Source organism: Mesorhizobium sp. YR577, from assembly GCF_900116595.1.
In the GTDB taxonomy this organism is placed as follows: Bacteria; Pseudomonadota; Alphaproteobacteria; order Rhizobiales; family Rhizobiaceae; genus Mesorhizobium_M.
The window spans coordinates 296,279-316,639 of record NZ_FPBI01000002.1 but is presented as its reverse complement, the minus strand read 5'-3'; the positions used below and the strand labels follow the sequence as shown (position 1 = coordinate 316,639).

General features: G+C 61.0%; 20 protein-coding genes. 6 read left to right on the top strand and 14 right to left on the bottom strand.

The genetic code is table 11. From position 1 onward, the window contains the following. Positions 1-62: 62 nt before the first annotated feature. The gene (locus tag BM413_RS04395) at positions 63-908 is read left to right on the top strand and encodes a helix-turn-helix transcriptional regulator (RefSeq protein ID WP_139238552.1); all 846 of its coding nucleotides are present in this window, start codon (positions 63-65) and stop codon (positions 906-908) included. Positions 909-930: 22 nt separating this feature from the next. Here BM413_RS04395 and BM413_RS04390 read toward each other — a convergent pair whose 3' ends face one another. From BM413_RS04390 to BM413_RS04345, 10 genes are all read right to left on the bottom strand, one after another. Further along, a complete protein-coding gene (locus tag BM413_RS04390; RefSeq protein WP_091910812.1) occupies positions 931-1,737 on the bottom strand; it encodes an ATP-binding cassette domain-containing protein in 807 nt (268 codons plus the stop codon). Positions 1,738-1,746: 9 nt separating this feature from the next. After that, on the bottom strand, positions 1,747-2,526 hold the full coding sequence (locus tag BM413_RS04385; RefSeq protein ID WP_091910810.1) for an ABC transporter permease subunit: 780 nt from the start codon (positions 2,524-2,526) through the stop codon (positions 1,747-1,749). Continuing rightward, positions 2,523-3,692, bottom strand: a complete 1,170-nt coding sequence (gene ssuD, locus BM413_RS04380; protein ID WP_091910808.1) for an FMNH2-dependent alkanesulfonate monooxygenase — start codon at positions 3,690-3,692, stop codon at positions 2,523-2,525. The genes BM413_RS04385 and ssuD overlap by 4 nt, the downstream gene beginning before the upstream one ends. A gap of 31 nt (positions 3,693-3,723) precedes the next feature. After that, complete coding sequence (locus BM413_RS04375) at positions 3,724-4,686, bottom strand: sulfonate ABC transporter substrate-binding protein (protein WP_091910806.1); 963 nt, start codon at positions 4,684-4,686, stop codon at positions 3,724-3,726. A gap of 53 nt (positions 4,687-4,739) precedes the next feature. Beyond that, the gene (locus BM413_RS04370; RefSeq protein ID WP_091910804.1) at positions 4,740-5,693 is read right to left on the bottom strand and encodes an aliphatic sulfonate ABC transporter substrate-binding protein; all 954 of its coding nucleotides are present in this window, start codon (positions 5,691-5,693) and stop codon (positions 4,740-4,742) included. A gap of 230 nt (positions 5,694-5,923) precedes the next feature. Further along, complete coding sequence (locus tag BM413_RS04365; protein ID WP_091910802.1) at positions 5,924-6,430, bottom strand: GAF domain-containing protein; 507 nt, start codon at positions 6,428-6,430, stop codon at positions 5,924-5,926. A gap of 27 nt (positions 6,431-6,457) precedes the next feature. After that, positions 6,458-7,198: an ABC transporter ATP-binding protein gene (locus BM413_RS04360; protein ID WP_091911126.1), complete on the bottom strand. Its 741-nt coding sequence runs from the start codon at positions 7,196-7,198 to the stop codon at positions 6,458-6,460. Next, on the bottom strand, positions 7,195-8,031 hold the full coding sequence (locus BM413_RS04355) for an ABC transporter ATP-binding protein (protein ID WP_091910800.1): 837 nt from the start codon (positions 8,029-8,031) through the stop codon (positions 7,195-7,197). The genes BM413_RS04360 and BM413_RS04355 overlap by 4 nt, the downstream gene beginning before the upstream one ends. Next, positions 8,028-8,936: an ABC transporter permease gene (locus BM413_RS04350; RefSeq protein WP_091910798.1), complete on the bottom strand. Its 909-nt coding sequence runs from the start codon at positions 8,934-8,936 to the stop codon at positions 8,028-8,030. Before BM413_RS04350 ends, BM413_RS04355 begins: the two co-directional genes overlap by 4 nt. Before the next feature lie 11 nt (positions 8,937-8,947). Continuing rightward, on the bottom strand, positions 8,948-9,952 hold the full coding sequence (locus tag BM413_RS04345) for an ABC transporter permease (RefSeq protein WP_244537771.1): 1,005 nt from the start codon (positions 9,950-9,952) through the stop codon (positions 8,948-8,950). A 277-nt stretch (positions 9,953-10,229) separates the two neighbouring features. Here BM413_RS04345 and BM413_RS04340 point away from each other — a divergent pair, with 277 nt between their 5' ends. The 3 genes from BM413_RS04340 (at position 10,230) to BM413_RS04330 (ending at position 13,643) form a co-directional block, all read left to right on the top strand. Continuing rightward, positions 10,230-10,889: a helix-turn-helix domain-containing protein gene (locus tag BM413_RS04340; RefSeq protein WP_091910794.1), complete on the top strand. Its 660-nt coding sequence runs from the start codon at positions 10,230-10,232 to the stop codon at positions 10,887-10,889. Beyond that, entirely contained in the window at positions 10,889-12,481 is a 1,593-nt protein-coding gene (locus tag BM413_RS04335; RefSeq protein WP_091911124.1) for an ABC transporter substrate-binding protein, read from the top strand. The genes BM413_RS04340 and BM413_RS04335 overlap by 1 nt, the downstream gene beginning before the upstream one ends. Before the next feature lie 85 nt (positions 12,482-12,566). Then, positions 12,567-13,643 carry a M24 family metallopeptidase gene (locus BM413_RS04330; protein WP_210188904.1) on the top strand — a complete coding sequence of 359 codons (1,077 nt, stop codon included), beginning with the start codon at positions 12,567-12,569 and terminating at the stop codon, positions 13,641-13,643. A 20-nt stretch (positions 13,644-13,663) separates the two neighbouring features. Here the strand turns inward: BM413_RS04330 and BM413_RS04325 are convergent, their stop codons facing one another. The 4 genes from BM413_RS04325 to BM413_RS04310 are packed head-to-tail and all read right to left on the bottom strand — an operon-like array spanning position 13,664 to position 18,333. After that, positions 13,664-14,557: an alpha/beta hydrolase gene (locus tag BM413_RS04325; protein WP_091910791.1), complete on the bottom strand. Its 894-nt coding sequence runs from the start codon at positions 14,555-14,557 to the stop codon at positions 13,664-13,666. A 29-nt stretch (positions 14,558-14,586) separates the two neighbouring features. Beyond that, the gene (gene fhuB, locus BM413_RS04320; protein ID WP_244537769.1) at positions 14,587-16,608 is read right to left on the bottom strand and encodes a Fe(3+)-hydroxamate ABC transporter permease FhuB; all 2,022 of its coding nucleotides are present in this window, start codon (positions 16,606-16,608) and stop codon (positions 14,587-14,589) included. A gap of 19 nt (positions 16,609-16,627) precedes the next feature. Next, complete coding sequence (locus BM413_RS04315; protein ID WP_348272877.1) at positions 16,628-17,545, bottom strand: ABC transporter substrate-binding protein; 918 nt, start codon at positions 17,543-17,545, stop codon at positions 16,628-16,630. Then, on the bottom strand, positions 17,542-18,333 hold the full coding sequence (locus BM413_RS04310; protein WP_244537754.1) for an ATP-binding cassette domain-containing protein: 792 nt from the start codon (positions 18,331-18,333) through the stop codon (positions 17,542-17,544). The genes BM413_RS04315 and BM413_RS04310 overlap by 4 nt, the downstream gene beginning before the upstream one ends. Before the next feature lie 373 nt (positions 18,334-18,706). Between BM413_RS04310 and BM413_RS04305 the strand changes: the two genes are divergently transcribed. After that, on the top strand, positions 18,707-19,222 hold the full coding sequence (locus BM413_RS04305; protein ID WP_091910783.1) for an RNA polymerase sigma factor: 516 nt from the start codon (positions 18,707-18,709) through the stop codon (positions 19,220-19,222). Positions 19,223-19,336: 114 nt separating this feature from the next. Beyond that, positions 19,337-20,344 (top strand): FecR family protein, encoded by a 1,008-nt coding sequence (locus BM413_RS04300; RefSeq protein ID WP_244537753.1) that lies wholly within the window; start codon positions 19,337-19,339, stop codon positions 20,342-20,344. The last annotated feature ends 17 nt before the right edge of the window (positions 20,345-20,361 follow it).

Below are 20,361 nucleotides of genomic sequence, written 5' to 3'. Positions count from 1 at the left end.
TGGTTTGACCCCTGGATTTTTGCCAGAGGCTAGGCTTCACGCTATAGGAAACGAATATCCCTTTGGGGATAGACGCGCGAATAAAGAGTCGCGCCAGAGGATCGGGGCGGTCTCGTTTGCGTTATGGGTTTGAACAATGGAACCGGAGCTTGGCGCGCGTCATTGCGAACGCCCGTTCTGCGGATTTTCCTGCCTCGATCGAAGCCGCACTGAAGACCCTCATTGATTTCGACATACTGATGGTTTTCGCTTATTCCGGTCCGGCGAAGCCCTTATGCCTCTACCACAATATGACTGCCGATCGCGCCGCGACCGTCATATCCGACTACTCGAAGGGGCCGTATCTGCTGGACCCGTTCTACAATGCCGCCGTCAATTTGAGGGAAACCGGCGTAAACCGGCTGCGCGATCTGGCACCTGATCAGTTCTACAGTTCGGAATATTTCAAACGCCATTATGTCCGCACCCGCATTCGCGACGAGGTTGGGTTTTTCCTCCGGCCTCGGGCGGATATGGGTGTTGTGGTCAGCATTACGCGGCCGATCGAGGAGCCGTTGTTTTCCGCAACCGAATTGCGGACGATCCGTGCGGCTGAGCCGGTGATACGCACACTCGCCGAAGGCTACTGGAAAGATGCGGGCGATCGTGAAGCTTCAGGCACGGAGCGCCATCCATCCGACCCGATAAACTCGGCGTTGGATCAGATGGCCCGCAATCTGCTTACTGCCCGTGAAATCGAAATAACGTCGCTGATACTGCGCGGACATTCCAGCGCATCAATCGCCGCGCTGCTCAAAATCGTTGAGGGAACGGTCAAGATACACCGCAAGAATATCTATCAGAAATTGTCGATATCGAGCCAGTCAGAACTCTTCTCGTTGTTCATCAGCCATCTGCAGAAATACTGACTGTGCGGTCGTTTTTCGAGGCTCATCGTGGCGTCGTCGCGAACAGGCGGTCGAGAATCAGTCCTTCGAGGCGGGCAAGCTCGGCCGTGCCATGGCGACGTGGCCTTGGCAGCGGAATGTCGAGGTCGAGCACGATCCTGCCTTCGTCTATAACCACCACGCGGTCGGCCAGCGCGACTGCCTCGGCGACATCATGCGTCACCAGAACGGCGGTGAATTTCTGGCTGAGCCAGATGCGTTCCAGCAGCTGCTGCATCTCGATGCGGGTGAGGGCGTCGAGCGCGCCGAGCGGCTCGTCTAGCGCCAGGATGAGCGGCTGCCCGACGAGCGCGCGTGCGAGCGCCACGCGCTGCTTCTGACCACCCGAAAGAACCGATGGCCATTCACTGGCGCGATCGGCGAGGCCAACCTCTCTTAGAATCTCCAGCGAGCGATCACGCGCTTGCTTGCCTTTGGCAATGCCAGTCAGGCCAACCGCGACATTGTCCACCACGCGCGCCCAGGGCAGCAGCCGCGGTTCCTGGAACATGATGCGTGTACGGCTGTGATCGGTCTTGCCTGCGCCATGCGCCAACTGGCCGGACGTCGGACGATCCAACCCGGCGAGCAGCCGGAGTAGCGTGCTCTTGCCGCAGCCGCTTTTGCCGATAACGGCAAGGAACTGGCCCTCACGCACTTCGAGATCAATGCCTTCAAGAACTGTCTTGTCGCCAAACTTCTTGCCGACGTTCCTGAACGAGAAGGTGACCGGTGTTTGCGGCCGCGGTGCTGAGCGCTCCAGCGGGATACTCTCGAAAGCGCGGCGGGCCGTGACGGTTGCTGCGGTCATTGTCTCACCTCACGCTCTCTGGAAGGCGGGATGCCACTGCAGGGAAAGCCGCTCCAGCAAGCGTGCAAGACTGTCCGCGAGCTTGCCGAGAAGGGCGTAGATCAGGATCGAAAGCACGACGACATCGATCAGCAGGAATTCGCGCGCCTGCATGGCCATGTAGCCAAGCCCGGACGATGCCGAGATCGTCTCGGCCACGATCAGCGTCAACCACATGATGCCGAGCGCATAGCGCAGCCCGACAAAGATAGCTGGCAGTGCTCCTGGCAGGATCACGCGCAGGAAGAGCTGCGTGCGCGACATGCCGTAGATGCGCCCCATTTCGACAAGCTGCGGATCGACGGTCTGGATACCGAGCAGCGTGTTTACATAGATCGGAAAGAAGACCCCGAGGGCGACGAGAAACAGCTTTGCTTCCTCGTCGATGCCAAACCACAGGATCACCAGCGGGATCAGAGCCAGATGCGGCACGTTGCGGATCATCTGCAGCGTCGTGTCGGTCAAGCCGCGGCTGAGCGCCGAGAGACCGTTGGCAAGCCCGAGCGCAAAGCCGATCGCACCGCCAACGACAAATCCGCTCAAGGCTCGAGCAGTGCTCACCCAGATATTTTCGAGAAGCTCTCCCGATTTGAGCAGCCGCCAGAAGGCCTCGGCCACCGCGCTGGGTGCTGGCAGGACATTGGTTGCGATGAGACCCGCCCGCGAGGCCAGTTCCCAGACCACCAGAATGATTGCGGGAAGAATCCAGCCGGCACTTTCGTGGCCGATATTGGCGAACGCCTTCTTCATGAGGAGGCCTGCAGGCGTTCCGCTCCATGGAAGCCGACCGAAAACTCGTTGGCGATGTCTTCCCGTGGCTTGATGCGACGAGAACCGATGCCGAATTTCGGGAACAGCAGTTCGGCGACGCGATAGGCCTCCTCCAGATGCGGATAGCCGGAGCCGATAACCGTATCGATGCCGATATCCTGATATTCGCGGATGCGGTCGGCAACCTGATCGGGCGTGCCAACGAGTGCTGTGCCGGCGCCGCCGCGCACCAGCCCCACGCCGGCCCAGAGATTGGGGCCGACCAGCAGGCGGTCGCGCCTGCCGCCATGCAGTTCGGCCATCCGCCGCTGCCCGACAGAGTCCATCTCCTTCAGGAACCTGGCCTGGGCGTTTTCGATCTGCGCATCGGTTATGCGGCTGATCAGCCGGTCGGCCGCGGCCCAGGCCTCTTCCTCGGTTTCGCGCACGATGAAATGCAGACGGATGCCGAAGCGAAGCGTGCGCCCTTTGAGCGCTGCCTTGCGACGCGCGCTTGCGATCTTTTCCGCGACAAGCGCCGGCGGCTCGCCCCAGGTCAGATACATGTCGACCTGTTCGGCTGCCAGATCCTGGCCGGCGTCCGAGGAGCCGCCGAAATAGAGCGGGGGCCGCTCTTGTACGGGCAATAGGTCGAGGCGGCCGTTTTCGACGCGATAATATTTGCCGTCGAAATTCACCTGCTCGCCGGAGACAAGCGCACGCCATATCTTCAGGAATTCGTCCGCCTGCGCATAGCGCTCGTCATGTGGCAGAAAGACGCCATCGCCGGCCAGTTCGGTAGGATTGCCGCCGACCACGACGTTGAGCAACAAACGCCCGTTACTCAAACGATCAAGAGCCGCGGTCTGACGCGCGGCAAATGCTGGCGAAACGACGCCGGGGCGGAGCGCCACCAGGAATTTCAGTTGCTCGGTATGCGCCGCCAGTCCGGTCGCAGTGATCCAGGAATCCTCGCAGTTCTGGCCGGTCGGCAATAGCACGCCGGGGAAGCCGAGGCGATCCACCGCTTGCGCGATCTCCTTGAAATACCCGAACTCCGGCGGTCGCTGCTGCTGCTCGGAACCGAGGTAACTTCCGTCGCCATGCGTCGGAATGAACCAGAAAAAGTCGAGCGGCTTTTCGGATTTGATCGGATTTATGGTCATTGGCTGGGCTTCCTGGCTACGCTTACTGCAATCAGTTGGACGGTGCTGTCCAAACGATGTCCCGCACCTTGATCGCGTTCGGGATCAGCTTGAGGTCGTAGAACGTGTCGGCGATCGATTGCTGTTGGGCGATCACTTCATCGGACAGGGGACGAACCTCTATCTTGTAGCGATCGGTGGCAGCTTTCTGGGCAGCAAGCTCGATGCCTGTCGCTTCAGCCGATGTTTTCGCCAACTCGTCGCGATTCTCGGACGCCCATTTCGCGACGCCTGACAATTCCTCGACGGCTGCCTTCAGCACATTGGGATGGCGCTCGGCAAAATCCTTATTGGCAAGATAAAAGGAGTTGCTGTCCAATCCGTCCGCTGTCGTAACCAGCGCGCGCGCATTGTGTTTGCTCTCGGCAATGGCGAAGTATGGATCCCATACCGCCCAGGCATCGACGCTGCCGGTCGTGAAAGCTGCCACCGCGTCGGCGGGGCTCAGGAATGCGGGTACGATGTCGGAATAAGCGAGCCCGCCTTTCTTGAGTGCCTGCACTGTGAAATTATGCGAGCTCGATCCCTTGCCGAAGGCAACCTTCTTGCCCTCGAGATCTGCCACCGATTTTATTGGCGAGTCCTTCGGAACAAGGATTGCGTTCTGTACGGTGGGCGAGCTTGCCGCATAAACGAGCCCGGCTCCGGCCGATTGGGCCAGAATTGGCGGCGTGTCGCCGGTTACGCCGAAATCGATGGCTCCGGCTCCCAGCGCTTCCAGCAGCGGCGGCCCGAACTGGAATTCGACCCAGCGCACATTGTCGACGCCGAGCGACTTCAGCCGCTGTTCGAACACCTGTTTCTGGCGCGCGACCACGAACAGGCTGCTGCTTTTCTGGTAGCCGATCCGAAATTCGCCGGGCGCATCTTCGGCGCGAGCGTTGCCGAGCGAGAGGGCTCCGGTGAGCAAGGCAGCACCCATCAGGCCTGACAGGAAATGACGTCGCTTGAGCATCTGACTGTTCTTTTGAAGGTCCAAATTGATTGACGAAGCGGCAGCCCGGCGGCTCAGTTCGCCGGCGGCGTCCAGACCGCGTCGCTGATCTTGATGGCATTCGGTATGAGGCCGAGCTTGAAGAAGCGATCGGCGGTTGCCTGCTGATTGGTGATGATCTTGTCGCTCAGCGAAAAGATGCCGAACTCGCTTCGGCTCGCGGCAAGTGTCTGGGCATCCAGCGGCACGCCGGTCACTTCATGGAGTGCCGCCGCAACCTTGTCGCGATTGCCGTCGGCCCATTTGGCGGCCACTTCGAGCGCGCCGATCGTCGAAGTGACGACATCCGGACGCTCGCCGGCGAAAGTCTTGTTGGCGATAAAATAGGTATTCACGTTCAGCACATCGCTCGACCGCGCCAGGATGCGGGGCTGGTAGCGGGTTTCGGCGATGGCGAAGAATGGATCCCAGACAGACCAGGCGTCGATCTTGTCGCTGGCAAAGGCTGCCGCAGCATCGGCGGGGCTCAGATAGACCGGCTGAATATCGGTGAATGCGATGCGTTCCTTTTCGAGTGCCGCAACAAGCAGATTATGCGCGCTGGTGCCTTTGCCGACACCGACCTTCTTGCCTTTCAGGTCGGCGATCGACTGGACCGGCGAATCCGGTTTTACGAAGATCGCCTCACCCTTGCCATTGGAGGGCAGGGCAGCGGCGTAGACGATCGCAGAGCCTGCCGACTGGCCGAAGATCGGTGGTGCATCGCCGACCCATCCGACATTGATCGAACCGACGTTGAGGGCTTCGACAAGCGGCGGCCCAGCGGTGAATTCGACCCACGAAACGCTGATGCCCTTGGGTTCAAGCGCCTTTTCGATGAGGCCCTGTTGCCGGGCGATGACCGGCAGGCCGGTCTTCTGATAGCCGATCTTGAGTTCTTTCACCTCGGCAGCGGATGCGCCGAATGCAGCGAACGCGCTTGCAGCAAGGAGCGCTGCGCCGAATAGACGTCTTGTAATGGCCATCATGAACCCCTCTCGATATCGCCCTTTTTTCGAGGCGCGTGCCGGCTCCTGTCACGCAGGAGGAGAGGTCATGCTAAGTATTCCACAAAATCTATAGAGTTAAATTATTTCAAAAATGCAAGGTAATACGAAATCCCTTTCCAGAAATCCCGGCAAGTTGGGGTTTGACGGCAGAAACCTTCCGGGAAGAGGTTCCCGAAAGGATATTCGCTCGTAGCCGGTCGGCCCCGCAATCAGGCCGCGTTGGCGCGGGCTGCAGCAAGGAACGCAAGCTTGGCGGGGGTGGCCAGCAGCCTGGAGCGTTCGAGGCGCTCGGGCGTGTAGTGGTGCTCGACATCGAGGCAATTGACCGTGCCGAGCAATTCGCCGGCGACCACAACCGGCATGTTGATGACCGAGCTGCAGCCAAGCGACCAGATGGTCTCGTGATCGGGAAAGACAGTCGCGATGTCTGCGATGGTGTTGGCGACGAAGGTCTGACGCGCCTTGTGAACGATATCGAACCAGCGATTGTACTGGATCGGCTTGGTGCCGGAAGCCGGATAGCTTTCCGGGTCCGACGTATAGGCGCGACGCGCCAACTCGTTCTTCATATCAACCGTCATGACAGTGAAGAGCTTGGCGCCGACGATCTTCCGCGACAATGCCTGAAGCGCCAGCCATGGCGCATCGGCTCCCTTGCCGCCGGCGACAGCCGCGTCGAATTCGGCGAGCGCCGCCATGATTTCTTCATTTGTCATGTCAAAGTCCTTGCAGTTGGGGAGGGATCAGGCTGCGTGAGTGGCGTTGATTTCCATCAGTTCACGCGAATAGGGTTCCTTAAGTGCGCCTTGTCTGAGGTCGGCGACATCGGCGATTTCAACGATCCGGCCATGCCGCATCACGGCCAGCCGGTCGCAGAGGAAAGACACCACGGGCAGATTGTGGGTCACCATCAGGAACGTCAGATTTTGCTCGCGGCGCAGACGCTTAAGCAGGTTCAGGATTTCCGCCTGCACTGAAACATCGAGTGCCGAGGTCGGCTCGTCGAGCAGCAGGAGTTTCGGTTCCAGCATCAGAGCGCGGGCGATTGCTACGCGCTGGCGCTGGCCGCCGGAAAGCTGGTGCGGAAAGCGGAAGCGGAATTTCCGGTCCAGCCCGACGGAGGCCATGACCGCCTCGACACGCTCGTTCTGGTTGCCGATGCCGTGGATGGTCAGCGGTTCGCTTAGGGTTGCATCGATCGTCTTGCGTGGGTGCAGCGAGCCATAAGGATCCTGAAACACCATCTGGCAGAGCCGCGCGAAATGCCGGTCGATGCCATGGCTGCGCGACTTGCCGAAGGCGGTGATCGAGCCGGTCCATTCCGGTGCCAGTCCCGCAATCGCCTTCAATATGGTCGACTTGCCCGAGCCGCTTTCGCCGACCAGCGCGAAGCTTTCGCCTTCGGCGATATCGAGGCTGACGCTATGAGTGATGTGCGAGTCACCATAGGAGATGTCGAGATTCTTCAGGGAAAGCGCGGTCATGAATTGGCCCATGCGCTGCGGTCGAGCACGGGCAGCTCGTTGCGAGTTTCGTTCAGGCGGGGAATGGCGGCAAGCAGTCCGCGCGTATAAGAGTGCGTGGCATTGCGCAATTCGCCGGCCTCGCATTCCTCGACCACGCGGCCGGTGTTCATCACCAGGATGCGGTCGCAATAGCTGGAGACGAGGTTGAGGTCGTGGCTGATGAAGATCAGCCCCATGCCCTTGCGCTTCACCAGTTCGTCGATGATGTCGAGCACCTGCGCCTGCACGGAAACGTCAAGCGCGGAAGTCGGCTCGTCAGCGATCAGCAGATCGGGCTCGGGGATCAGCATCATGGCGATCATCACGCGCTGGCCCATGCCGCCGGAAACCTCGTGCGGATAGAGTTTCGCTACCCGTTCGGGATCGTCGATGCGCACCGATTCCAGCATGGCTTTGACGCGCTCGCCGACCTCGCGTCGCGGCAGTCTCTGGTGGGTCAGCAGCGCCTCGGCGATCTGTTCGCCGATTGTCATCACCGGGTTGAGCGAGAATTTCGGATCCTGCATGACCATGGAAATGCGTGCGCCGCGAATGGCGCGCATCTGCCTTTCCGACTGGGCAAGCAGATCGATCCCGTCAAATGTGAGCCTGTCGGCGCTGACGGTGCCGGGTGCGCGGATGAGCTTCAGGATGGAGCGGCCGGTCATCGACTTGCCGGACCCGCTCTCGCCGACGATACCGAGCCGTTCGCGGCCGAGTGTGAAGGAAACGCCGCGCACCACGTCAATGTCGCCGCGCGCGGTCGGGAAGGTGACGCGCAGGTTATCGACTTCCAAAAGCGGCGTACTCAATGCTGTTCTCCGCTCTTGGGGTCGAGAACATCGCGCAATCCGTCGCCAAGGAAGCAGAAGCCGAGGCTGACGACGATGATGGCAAAGCCCGGCATGGTGGCGACCCACCACTGGTCGAGGATGAAGGAGCGGCCGCGCGCGATCATCGCGCCCCATTCGGGCAGCGGCGGCTGCGCGCCGAGGCCAATGAAACCAAGACCGGCGGCGGTTAGGATGATGCCAGCCATGTCCAGCGTGACGCGCACGATCATCGAGGAGGTGCAGAGCGGCAGGACATGGCCGAGGATGACCCTCATGGCCGACGCGCCCTGCAATCTTATGGCTGCGATGAACTCGGAATTCTTGAAGGTCAGCGTCTCGGCACGCGCGATGCGGGCGTAGCCCGGCCAGGATGTTATGGCGATGGCAATGATTGCGTTTTCGATGCCCGGCCCAAGTGCTGCAACCAGCGCCAGTGCCAGGATGAGCTTAGGCATGGAGAGGAAAACATCGGTGATGCCCATGAGGATGCGATCGGTCCAGCCGCCGAAATAGCCAGCAACCGCGCCGATGATCAGTCCGGCAGGTGCTGCCAGCACGGCGACCATGGCCACGATGACGAGCGTGATACGTGCGCCGAAAACGACACGCGACCAGATATCACGGCCGAGTTCGTCGGTGCCCATCCAGTGGGCAGCGCCCGGCGCGAGCAGCCGCTGCGTTAGATCCTGCTTGAGGGGATCATGCGTGGCGATCAGCGGCGCGAAGATCGCGGTCAGGATCAACACGAGGATGATGGCAGCGCCGACCACTGCGAGCGGATTGCGGGTGAGCGCGCCAGTGATGCGCCAGGCGCGGCCGAGCCGGGCCTGCAGACGGGAAGAGGGGCTGTCGTCGATCAGCCAGGCGCGGACAGTGGTGGTCATGGCCGGGTCTCCTAGCGCGCGCGGGGATCGAGGACGCGGTAGAGCACGTCCGAAATCTTGTTGATGCCGATGAAGACCGCGCCGATGACCAGCGTGGCGCCGAGAACGGCGTTCATGTCGGCATTGAGCAGGGCGGTGGTGAGATAGTTGCCGATGCCCGGCCACGAAAAGATGGTCTCGATCATCACCGAGCCTTCGAGCAGTCCGGCATAAGACAAGCCAATCACCGTGATGAGCGGCACGAGGATCGGCCGAAAGGCGTGACGCCAGATGACCAGCCGTTCCGGGACGCCCTTGACCCGTGCCGTCGTCACATATTCCTGCGCCAGCTGATCGAGCATGAAGGAGCGGGTCATGCGCGCGATATAGGCGAGGCTGAAGAAGCCGAGCACCGAGGCCGGAAGTGCAAGATGCCAGATGGCATTGAAAAAGATTTCCGTTTCGCCGGCCAGCAGGCTGTCGACAAGGAGCAGGCCGGTTACCGGCTCCACCAGCCCGTCATAGAAGATGTCAAGCCGGCCCGGACCGCCGACCCATTTCAGCCGCGCATAAAACAGTGCCAGACCCACCAGCCCGAGCCAGAACGCCGGAACGGCGTAGCCAAGGAGCCCTACGACGCGGATGACCTGGTCGGTGAGGCTGCCCTGACGGCTGGCGGCATAGACGCCCATCGGCACACCGAGCAGCACGCCAATGATGATGCCGAGCGTCGCCATTTCCAGCGTCGCGGGAAAGACGCGCTTCAGGTCGTCGGCGACCAGCTTGCCGGTTGAAATCGATGTGCCGAGATCGCCGCTCAGCACATTGGCGACGTAGTGGAAGAACTGCACGACCAGCGGCTGGTCGAGCCCCATCTGCAGGCGTGCCGCCTCATAGACGGCGCGGGGCGCGCGATCGCCGACCACCGCCAGAACCGGATCGATGGGGACGACACGACCGATGAAGAAAGTGATGGCAAGGAGACCGAGAAAGGTCAGTGCGACAGTGACGATAAAGCCGGCAAGACCCAGCAACAGCTGTGCGCTCCTGCTTTTGCCAAAGGTTTTCGATCGGACGACGACTGCCGTGCCTGCCGCGGTATCGGGTTCGAATGCCACGCTCTGCGGTTTCCCATTCCTGACAACGGATCATGGCTGTGAAGCATGAGCCGTCTGCTTTCTCGACTGCAAGCAAAAATGCCTGCAAGGCGGCAAGGTGCTGTTCGCCTTGCCATGCAGGCACCTGAAAATTCCGCTTGGACTATACAGAGAATTTTGCTTAGATCAAAAAAATTTTGGTGGGAGAAAAATCGCGGTGTCATCTGCACCCGGCAAGTCTGCGGCTTCCGCGCAGCCGAAAATAGGCGCGCTGATCCGCGCCCGGCGGCGGCAATTGCAGATGACATTGCAGGAGCTCTGCGATGCGGCTGGCATCTCTGTCGGCTATCTCAGCCAGGTCGAGCGCGACCATGCCACGCCCTCTCTCGGCACGCTCGCGCAGATCGCTCGCAGTCTCGATGTCGGTGTCGATTATTTCATTGCCACCCCCAGCATGGAGGATGGACTGACGCGCGCCGGCGAACGCAACAGGTTTTCGGTCGACGGCTCCTCGATCGTCTATGAGCGCATCGCCGCCGATTTCACCGGCAACGTTCTTTCTTCGTTTGTCCTTCACGTGCCGCCTGGTTATCGGTCGGAGACTGTTAGCCACGAAGGCGAGGAAATCCTCTACCTTCTCGAAGGCTCCATCACCCAGCGTCTCGACGGTGAAGAGATGGTTCTGTTTGCCGGCGACAGCCTGCACTTTCGCGGCAACCGTCCGCATTCCTGGTCGAACGATACCAAAGAGACTGCGCGCCTGCTCTGGACCGGCACCTTGCCGATGTTCAGATCGCGCGCCGAGCGCCCGGCCCTGCGCAGTTCAAGGGCCGATGAGAAAATAATGGGAACCAAGCTCACTAAGGAGAGACCATGATGAAGCTGTTCAAGGCCGCGTTGCTCGCGGCCGCGCTGGCACTGCCGATCACGGCGGGCGCAACCTATGCGGCGACGCCGGAAACCGCGCTGGTGGTGGCGCAGAATATCGACGATATCGTCAGCATCGATCCGGCCGAGGCCTATGAGTTCTCGTCGGGTGAATATGTCACCCAGACCTATGATCGCCTGGTGCAGTACGATGCGCCGGACGTGAAGACGCTGGCGCCGGGTCTCGCCACCGAATGGACCGCCGACGACGCCAGCAAGACCATCACCTTCACCTTGCGCGACGGCGTCAAGTTCACCTCGGGCAACCCGCTGCGCGCCGAAGACGTGGTCTATTCCTTCAAGCGCGTCGTCGCGCTCAACAAGGCTCCGGCCTTCATCCTGAGCCAGCTCGGCTGGACCCCTGAAAACATCGATGCCATGGTCAAGGCGGACGGCAACAAGGTTGTCGTCAAATATGACGGCGATTTCTCCTCCGCCTTCGTGCTCAACGTGCTGGCCGCTCGCCCGGCCTCGGTGGTCGATGCCGTCACCGTGCAGGCCAACGAGGCCAATGGCGACATGGGCAATGCCTGGCTGAAGGCGAATTCGGCCGGCACAGGCCCCTTCGTGCTGAAAGCTTTCCGCCCGGGCGAGATCATCAATCTCGCCGCCAATCCGGATTATTTCGGCGGCGCTCCGGCGTTGAAAACGGTCATCATCCGCCACGTTGCCGAGGCAGCCACCCAGCAGTTGCTGCTTGAGTCGGGTGACGTCGATCTTGCCAAAAACCTTACCCCGGACCAGATCGCCACGCTTGCCGGCAAGGACACCGTCAAGGTCGAAACCTATCCGCAGGCAGCGGTGCACTTTCTCTCCTTCAACCAGAAGGACGAAGCCCTGACGAACCCAGCGATCTGGGAAGCAGCGCGTTATCTCGTCGATTACAAGGGCATGACCGACAGCTTCCTCAAGGGCCAGATGCAGATCCATCAGGCATTCTGGCCGTCGGGCTTCCCGGGCTCGCTGGACGAGACGCCCTATACTCACGATCCTGAAAAGGCCAAGAAGATCCTAGCCGACGCTGGCGTGAAGACGCCGCTGAAGGTGACGCTCGACGTCATCAACTCGACGCCGTTCACCGACATGGCGCAGTCGCTGCAGGCAGGCTTTGCCGAGGCCGGCATCAACTTCGAGATCATTCCCGGCACCGGCTCGCAGGTCATCACCAAGTATCGCGCTCGTACGCATGAAGCGATGCTGCTCTATTGGGGGCCGGACTTCATGGATCCGGATTCCAACGCCAAGGCTTTTGCCTATAACGAGGACAATTCGGACGGCAACTACCAGTCGACCACGACATGGCGCAATGGCTGGGCCGTGCCGGCCGAGTTGAACGCCGAGACCAAGGCTGCCCGTGCCGAGGCCGATCCGACCAAGCGCAACGAGATGTATGTCGATCTGCAGAAGAAGGTTCAGACCAATTCGCCGATCGTCATCATGTTCCAGGCGGCGACACAGGTTGCTCTGGTCAAGAACGTCGAGGGCTACGTCAACGGGGCGACGTCGGATTTCGTCTACTACCGTCTCGTCACCAAGAAATAGCAGGTCTTTTGTCCCTAGGAGCCGCCGCTTGGCGGCTCCTCCTCATTCAACAACAGAAGAACTTAAAGATATGCATGAACAGCGGATGGCTCGCCTGCGCGAGCGCATGACGGCAACCGGGACTGATCTCGTCGTGGTCGGCCCTTCCTCGCATCTCGTTTGGCTGGCAGGCATGTCGCCGCATGGCGACGAACGGCCGGTGTTGCTGATCGTCTCCAAGGATCACGCCGGTTTTCTGATGCCGTCGCTCAATGCGGATAGCCAGCGGCCATTCACCAAGCTGCCCTTCTACACATGGAGCGACGCTGACGGCCCTGACACAGCGTTGGCAAAACTGCTGACCAACAGCGGCGCTAATCGGCCCGGCCTGAAGATTGCGCTGGATGAGACCATGCGTGCCGACTTTGCGCTGCTTGTTATCGATGCCATTTCTGGCGCCTCCCGAACTTTCTTGGCCGATACGGTTGGATATCTGCGTGCCCGCAAGGACGAGGCCGAATACGCCTTGCTCAAGATGAACGCAGTGCTCAATGACGGGGCGATGCGTGCAGGCTTTTCCGCCCTCAGGGAAGGCGTCACCGAACTGGAAGTCGGTCAGGCCATCCGCGAGTATTATATCGCCAATGGCGCCAGGCCAGAATTCGTTAGCGTCTGCTTTGGCGAGAATGGCGCCTTCCCGCATCACCACACCGGCGACCGCAAGCTGAAGCGAAACGAGGCGGTGCTGATCGATATTGGCGGCCGCAAGGATGGTTATCCCAGCGACATGACGCGCGTCGGTATTTTCGGCGAGACGCCGGCAGGCTTCGACGAGGTTCATGGCGTCCTGGAGCGTGCCGTGCAGGCGGCGATCGAAGCGGCTAAGCCCGGCGTTGCCGCCAAGGAAGTGGACAAGGCCGCTCGCGACGTGATCACCGCTGCCGGCTACGGCGAGTTCTTCCTCCACCGCACCGGACATGGCCTCGGCATCGACATCCACGAGCCGCCCTACATCACGGGTACATCCGAGACGGTCCTCGAAGAGGGCAACGTCTTCTCGATCGAGCCGGGCATCTATCTGCAGGGCAGGTTCGGGCTGCGGCTGGAAGAGATAGTCATCGTGCGCGGCAATCGCGCCGAGGTGCTTTCCGAACTGCCGCGAAGCGCCTTCGTCGTGAAATAGTTGAGCCGGTTGCGCGGCGGTCAGGAACCGCCGCGCTTGGCGGCAAAAGCTGCCTGAACCGCGCGATTGACCGTCACCGGCAGGATCGACATGTGGTTCTCGCCCGGATGCAGTTCGAAGCTGGCTTTCAGCTTGTCCGGTGAAAGGCGGTTCAGACGCTCGGCCATGTCTTTTGCGAATTCGTCGGTGCGGGTGACCTTCTTCTGCTCCAGGCGCTTGGTCTCGTCAGCCCCGCCGATCTGGAAGGGCGCGAGCTTTTCTGTTTCGTATTCGCCGGCCGACAGGATCAAGTCGGCTATAAGACCTTCAGGCAAGTTGGCTTCGAACGCTTCGAGCGAGCGGTCGAGCACGCGATCCTCCCAGTAGATTGCGGGAGAGGCGGAAATCCATGTCTGGAAGGCGAGGGGACGGTTGAACAGCGCATAGAGCGCGAACAGCCCGCCGAATGAGTGTCCGTAAAGCGCCTGCTGGCTGCGGTCGATTTTTACGCGGCCCTCAATCCATGGCTTGAGTTCGTCTTCGATGAAGGCAAGGAAGTCCCCGGCGCCGCCTGTGCGAACATCGGGCGTGTTTTCGTAGAATGGCGGATAGGTTTTTCCCGGCGGCGGGCCAAGATCCCATGAGCGCCGGAGTGGATCATAAGCGCCTTCGACTGGATAGCCGATCGCGACGATCACGCCTTCCTGGATACCCGTGCCGAGCGGGTAGTTTGCCTGCGCACGCACGGCATCGACAGCGGTTGCGATCGCGGCGTTGCCGTCGGTCATATAGAGCACCGGCCAGCCGGTTTCGGGCTCCGGTGCTGCCGGTATGTAGGTGAAGATGCGGTAGGGTTCGCCGCCCTTGGCAGGAACGAAATCCTGGACCGTCGTATTGGCGATAAGGGCCGGTCTCGGGGTGGCGCGCTCTGGCATGAACTGTCTCTCGGCAAAGCTTGGTAAGGTTAGCGACGGCGCAGCAGCCACATCAGGATCGGCCCGCCAATCAGCGTGGCGACGAGACCGGCCGGAATCTGCCGCGGGAAGATCGCCGTGCGGCCGATCCAGTCTGCCGCCACCATGATCAGCGCACCGGTAAGTATTGCGCCTACCGCCTGCGGCATGGCACGCGCCAGCCCGATGCGACGGGCAAGATGCGGCGCCATCAAGCCGATGAAGGTGAGCGGCCCGACGATAAGCGTCGATGCTGCCGTCAGTGCTGCGGTCATCAGGAGGATGAGAAGGCGGGTCGTCGTGAGATTGAGGCCGAGCCCATGCGCAGCCGTTGGTCCCAGAGGCAATATGTCGAGCCAGCGCAGGAAAAGTGGTGCTAGCAGAACCAGGACAGCGGCGATGCCGGCGGTCAGGATTGCTGCATTGATGTCAACTCCGTATGTCGATCCTGTGAACCAGTTCAGGAGCAGCATCGCGCGTGGATCGCCAGTCGCTGTCAGTATGAGGATCAGGGCATCGAACAATGCCGTCAGAGCTATGCCGGCGAGCAGGAGCCGTTCCGGCGCGAAGGCGGCGCGCCGTCCAAGCGCGAGCATTACCGACAGCGCAGCAAAGGCACCAATGGTTGCGGCGATTGTTTGGGTCGGACGGCTTGCGTCGACAAACACGAACAGCGCCACGATCATGCCGAGGGCCGCACCCGCGCTGACGCCGAGCACTTCTGGGCTGGCCATGGGATTGCCGGTCAGCCGCTGCATCATCAATCCGGCAAGCGCTAGCATCGCACCCGCCGAAAGGGCAGCAAGCACGCGCGGCAGCCGCCATGACAGGATCGACGGAAGCTGATCGCCGAAAGCGAAATTCCAGCCCGCCGGTCCCGGCCCGTAGAACAATGCGAAGAAAAGCACTGCCGCCAGCAGGATGGCGATCCCGATCAGAAGCAGGCCGGGGTGCAATGTGCGCGGCAGGCGATCGGCAGTCAGTGCCGGAGTTTCTGAGCCGAGCGTAAGGCGTGGCAGCAACCACAGAAGCAGTGGCGCGCCGAGCAGCGCGGTGATTGCGCCGGTCGGCAGCAGATCGCCTTGCGGGCCGGTCAATAGCTGCACGCCTTGATCGGCTGCCCAAAGAAGCGCGGCGCCTATCAGCGGCGCCATGATCAGCCGCTGGCCAAAACGGCGCGCGCCGCCTATGCGCGCCAACGCTGCCGCAGCCAGGCCGATGAAGCCGATGACGCCGACTGCCGCAACGACGAAGGAAATCAGGGCCACCGCCGCACCCAGAGCAGCGACGCGATAGACGCCGAGCGGAACGCCGAGGCTGCGCGCGCCTTCGTCATCGAGGCCAAGCAAGGTCAGTGGTCGCACCATGAGGCCAATCGCCAAGGCGGCTATGCCAAGACGCGGAAGAAGCCAAAGCGTCGTCGTCCAGTCCTGCTGGCCAAGCGTTCCGGCGCCCCAGATGAAGAGGCCCGCCAGCCATTCATGCTTCAGCACGATCAGTGCGGCGCCGATAGAACCGGCGTAGAGGCTGACAACGAGACCCGCGAGCACCACCGAGAGCGGCGAAAACCCCTTGTGCCATGACAGGCCGAACACGGCAGCGATTGCCAGGAGCGCGCCGGCAAGCGCCACCCATTCGCGGCCATAGGCCAGCAGCGACGGCGCCAGAAGTGTCGCCAAGGCCAGTGCCAGATAAGCGCCGGCGGAGACGCCGACCGTCTCGGGCGCAGCGAGCGGATTGCGCAGGACCTGCTGCAAGACCGTTCCGGCGAGGCCGAGAGCCGCACCGCAGAGAAGGCTGACTGCCAGCCGCGGCAGATAAGCGTAGTGGACCAGTACCTGCCGCATGTCGTCGATGTCGGGTGCGGTGAGCGCGTCGACCCAGAGTGCGGAAGGAAGCTGCACAGTGAGATTGGAGATGGTCGCGGCAGCGGCCGCCGTGATCAGCACTGCACAAAGGATCAGCGCCCCTATAGGCAGGTTGCCGAAGAATGAAAGTCTCGGTGACGAATTGCCAACACCGGATGCAGCCATCCCCATCGTTGCAGCCTGTTCAGCCATTGGCGTTCTCCGCCGTCAGCGCATCGGCAAGGACCTGTGCGAAGCGGGTCGCGGAGGGAAGCGCGCCGAACATGAGAACCGGCGGAAGATGCAGTATCGACCGGTTGCGAACGAAAGGCATAGCCTTCCAGACCGGGCTTTCGGTCAGCGTTCCAGTTGCTCCCGTCGGTAATGGATCCAGATAGGCAAGACGTGCATTGCTCGATGCTGCGAGCCCGTCGATGCCGACGGTCGAAAAACCCCAATAGTTGGTCTCTGCCGTCCAGGCATTGCGGATGCCGATGCGGTCGAAAACCTCCTGGAACAGGCTCTTGCGGCCATAGACGCGGATGTTGCGTGGATCGAGGAAACTGACGACGTAGATCGGCCGTTCGGAAAGCGGTTCAAGGCGCAGCCGTATCTCGGCGAATTTGGCTTCTGTCTGACGGATCAGCGCTTCGCCTTCCTCGACCTTGCCGACCAGGCGGGCAAGTTGCCGGGTGGCCGCGACGGAACGCTCGTAGGGTTGGCCGTCTTCGGCGTAGATGCTGATCGACGTGACCGGCGCGATGCGCTCCAGCAGCGGCTTGATGCCATCGAGAAGTGGGATGCTCAGAATGATGTCCGGGCGAAGCTGCTGGAGGAATTCGAGGTTCGGCTCCATAAGCGTGCCGATATCGGCTATTTCCGGCGGCAGCGTCGGTTCCACCACCCAAGTCTCCCAGGATTCACGATTGGGCACTGCAACCGGCATGACGCCAAGCACGAGAAGCGTTTCCGTCAATCCATAATCCAGGCAGACGATGCGTTGCGGAGGCTGCTCCGCGCGCGCCGGCAACGTGCCGATGAACGGAAGCGCCAAAAGCCCAAGCGCAGCGCGCCGGCTCAATCCTCGACGAGGCTTGCCCTGAAGATGCTCGAACCGGGTCACTGAACGTAGCCGATGGGCTGGCCGGTAACGGGATGAGGAAACACGCCCATGTCGACGCCGAAGATACCCTTGAGCACATCGCTCTTCATCATCTCGGCAGGCGTGCCGCGTGTCAGCAAGTGGCCGTCCTTGAGCGCGATCAGTTCGTCGCAATAGCGCGCTGCCATGTTCGGATCATGCAGGACGATGATGACGCAAAGATCGCGCTTGCGGCTTAGCTCCTGCACCAGCCCGAGCACCTCGACCTGATGGGCGATATCGAGTGCCGAGATCGGCTCGTCCAGCAACATCACGCCGGCGTTCTGCGCAACCAGCATAGCAAGCCACGCGCGCTGACGCTCGCCACCGGAAAGTTCGTCCACAAGCCGGTCAGCGAAACCCTCCATGTCGGTAAGCTTCAGCGCCTCCTCGACATGCTGGCGGTCTTCCGCGCCAAAACGGCCAAGTGCACCGTGCCAAGGGTAGCGGCCAAGAGCCGCCAGTTCGCGCACCGTCAGACCGGTTGCTGCGGGCGTCGTCTGGGGCAGATAGGCAAGCGCACGCGCTAATTCTCGTGACCCCCAGCGTTCAAGCGGGCGCTCGGCAAATGTGATGGCGCCCGAGGTGACTGCCTGTTGCCGTGCCAGAAGCTTTATCAACGTCGTTTTTCCCGAGCCGTTGTGGCCGATCAGGCCGTAGACGCGCGAGCGTTCCAGTTCCAGCGATACCGGGCCAAGCAGCCTGCGATCGCCGACCGCGAAGCTGACATCGTCGATCTTGAAGGCAGTTGAGGTTTCGATCTGAGACACGGGATTTGACCTTTGGCAGTGCTGACTGAAACGCAGATGCAAAGAAACGAGGAAAGCCCCTTCGCACATGCGATACGCGGTTGACTATGAAACATGACTTCAATAGTCAACATTGAACATGACTTCTGAAGTCAACAATCCAATAGCTACCGCAAGGAGATTGCGGTTCATAGCGAATTCTGACGCGGTGTGGGGTCTATCAAGGCGGCTTTTACACGGCACTCAAGCGTGAGGTTCTAGCGACGGTTGGCCGACGCTTCTTGCTTGGGCCAGTTTGGGAAGGAAGTCGGGCCGTGGGATTTTATCTCGCCCGCAAAACGAAGGTGTCGGACGACAACGGCGACTGCATCGCCGTTGTCATGATGAGGCGCGCATGCCTCGATCGCTGAACGACATCTACGTCGCGCAGCGGCGTTCGCTGGTGTGGACGGTGATGAAGATCGTCGGCAGCCGTCAGACGGCCGAAGACCTTGCGCAGGAAAGCTATGTCAAAGTAGCGAAGGCGCTCGGCGAACGGCAGATAGAGCATATCCAGGCGTTTCTCTACCAGACAGCCCGCAACCTGGCGCTCGATCACAAGCGTTCAGAACAGTCGAAGGCCCGCATTGAACTCCACATTCCGGACGATAAGATGGTTCGGGAGATTCCGGCGCAGAGCTTGTCGCCAGAGGCTGAAATCATTGACCGGGAGCGGTTCAGGATACTTGAAAAGGCATTGGCAAGTCTGCCGGAACGTGCGCGGCAGGTGATGATCTTGAGCCGCCTGGAAGGCTGGTCATATCCCAGGATAGCCGAGCATCTGAGAGTGTCGCGGAACACCGTCTACAACGATATGAAATTGGCTATGGCACATTGCCTCGATGCCGTGACACGCCACGACCACGATTGAATTTTGCAGCGAAAGGCGGCATTGCGCCTAAGATTGGTTTACAGATTGTGAGAACGGCCAGCGCGAAACGTCTAAGGTTTCGGGATAGCATATGACAGACGGCGGATGGGCCGAGTGCAAGACGACAACGGTTCCAGACCGCATGAGCCAACGGCCGGACGCGACGCCTTCAACGAGGAGGCGCTCGACTGGTTCGCGAAACTGCAAGATGCCGCCAGTGATCGACACGTGGCCGAACAATTCGACGCTTGGCGCGAAAGTGATGCCCGCAGGGCCGAGGCCTTTAGGCGCGTCGAAGCCCTGTGGAACTCGTCGGAACTTCGTGCTGCGGTGAAGGCTTCCGCGGCGCCATCCAGAACCACGGCATCGGCAACGATGTCGGCACCACGCCGGGGTGCAAGTGCTCGGTGGTCGATAAGGTTAGCTGTGGCGGCCGCTGTGGTCATACTCGCGGTGGCAGTCGCGAAATTTCCGGATTTCATGCTTTCGATGCGGGCCGATTACATGACCGCCGCCGGCGAGAGCCAGAAGATCTCGCTGCCGGATGGTTCGGTCATGACCCTCAATACCGCCTCTTCGGTAAGTCTCGACTTTGCCGACGGCCGGCGCGAGGTGACGCTTTTGTCCGGCGAAGCCTTTTTTCAGGTCGTTCATGACCCGCAGCATCCGTTTCGGGTAACGGGTCATCTTGGCGACGCCGAGGTCAAAGGCACCGCCTTTTCCGTTCGTACGGATGAAACGGAGGATACGGTTCTTGTCCGTGAAGGTCTTGTCGATGCCGGTCCACTCGAATCTCGCCAGACGCGAGCACTGCTCGCTGCCGGTCACGGCGCGATCATTACAAAGGCCTCCATGTCGCCCATGCCGGAAGGGGACACTGAACGCGGGCTTGCCTGGCTGGATGGCCGCATAAGCTTCGTCGATCGCCCCTTCGGACGAGTGCTCGATGATCTGCGGCGCTATTATGGGGGCCGCATCATCGTCACGAATGATCGGTTGAAAAGGACCGCTGTCAGCGGAGATTACCGCCTCGACAATCCAGAACTCGTCATTCGCTCTCTTGCCGAGGCAACGGGTGCCAAATTCACCCGGTTGCCGGGTGGAATCATTTTCCTGCGTTGAATTCTCAACTTTCTTTG

Excerpts from the sequence above, each read along its gene's own strand:
- BM413_RS04390 (WP_091910812.1), bottom strand. The coding sequence starts at position 1,737 with ATGACCGCAGCAACCGTCACGGCCCGCCGCGCTTTCGAGAGTATCCCG.
- BM413_RS04385 (WP_091910810.1), bottom strand. The coding sequence starts at position 2,526 with ATGAAGAAGGCGTTCGCCAATATCGGCCACGAAAGTGCCGGCTGGATT.
- ssuD (WP_091910808.1), bottom strand. The coding sequence starts at position 3,692 with ATGACCATAAATCCGATCAAATCCGAAAAGCCGCTCGACTTTTTCTGG.
- BM413_RS04375 (WP_091910806.1), bottom strand. The coding sequence starts at position 4,686 with ATGCTCAAGCGACGTCATTTCCTGTCAGGCCTGATGGGTGCTGCCTTG.
- BM413_RS04370 (WP_091910804.1), bottom strand. The coding sequence starts at position 5,693 with ATGATGGCCATTACAAGACGTCTATTCGGCGCAGCGCTCCTTGCTGCA.
- BM413_RS04365 (WP_091910802.1), bottom strand. The coding sequence starts at position 6,430 with ATGACAAATGAAGAAATCATGGCGGCGCTCGCCGAATTCGACGCGGCT.
- BM413_RS04360 (WP_091911126.1), bottom strand. The coding sequence starts at position 7,198 with ATGACCGCGCTTTCCCTGAAGAATCTCGACATCTCCTATGGTGACTCG.
- BM413_RS04350 (WP_091910798.1), bottom strand. The coding sequence starts at position 8,936 with ATGACCACCACTGTCCGCGCCTGGCTGATCGACGACAGCCCCTCTTCC.
- BM413_RS04335 (WP_091911124.1), top strand. The coding sequence starts at position 10,889 with ATGAAGCTGTTCAAGGCCGCGTTGCTCGCGGCCGCGCTGGCACTGCCG.
- BM413_RS04330 (WP_210188904.1), top strand. The coding sequence starts at position 12,567 with ATGGCTCGCCTGCGCGAGCGCATGACGGCAACCGGGACTGATCTCGTC.
- BM413_RS04325 (WP_091910791.1), bottom strand. The coding sequence starts at position 14,557 with ATGCCAGAGCGCGCCACCCCGAGACCGGCCCTTATCGCCAATACGACG.
- fhuB (WP_244537769.1), bottom strand. The coding sequence starts at position 16,608 with ATGGCTGCATCCGGTGTTGGCAATTCGTCACCGAGACTTTCATTCTTC.
- BM413_RS04305 (WP_091910783.1), top strand. The coding sequence starts at position 18,707 with ATGCCTCGATCGCTGAACGACATCTACGTCGCGCAGCGGCGTTCGCTG.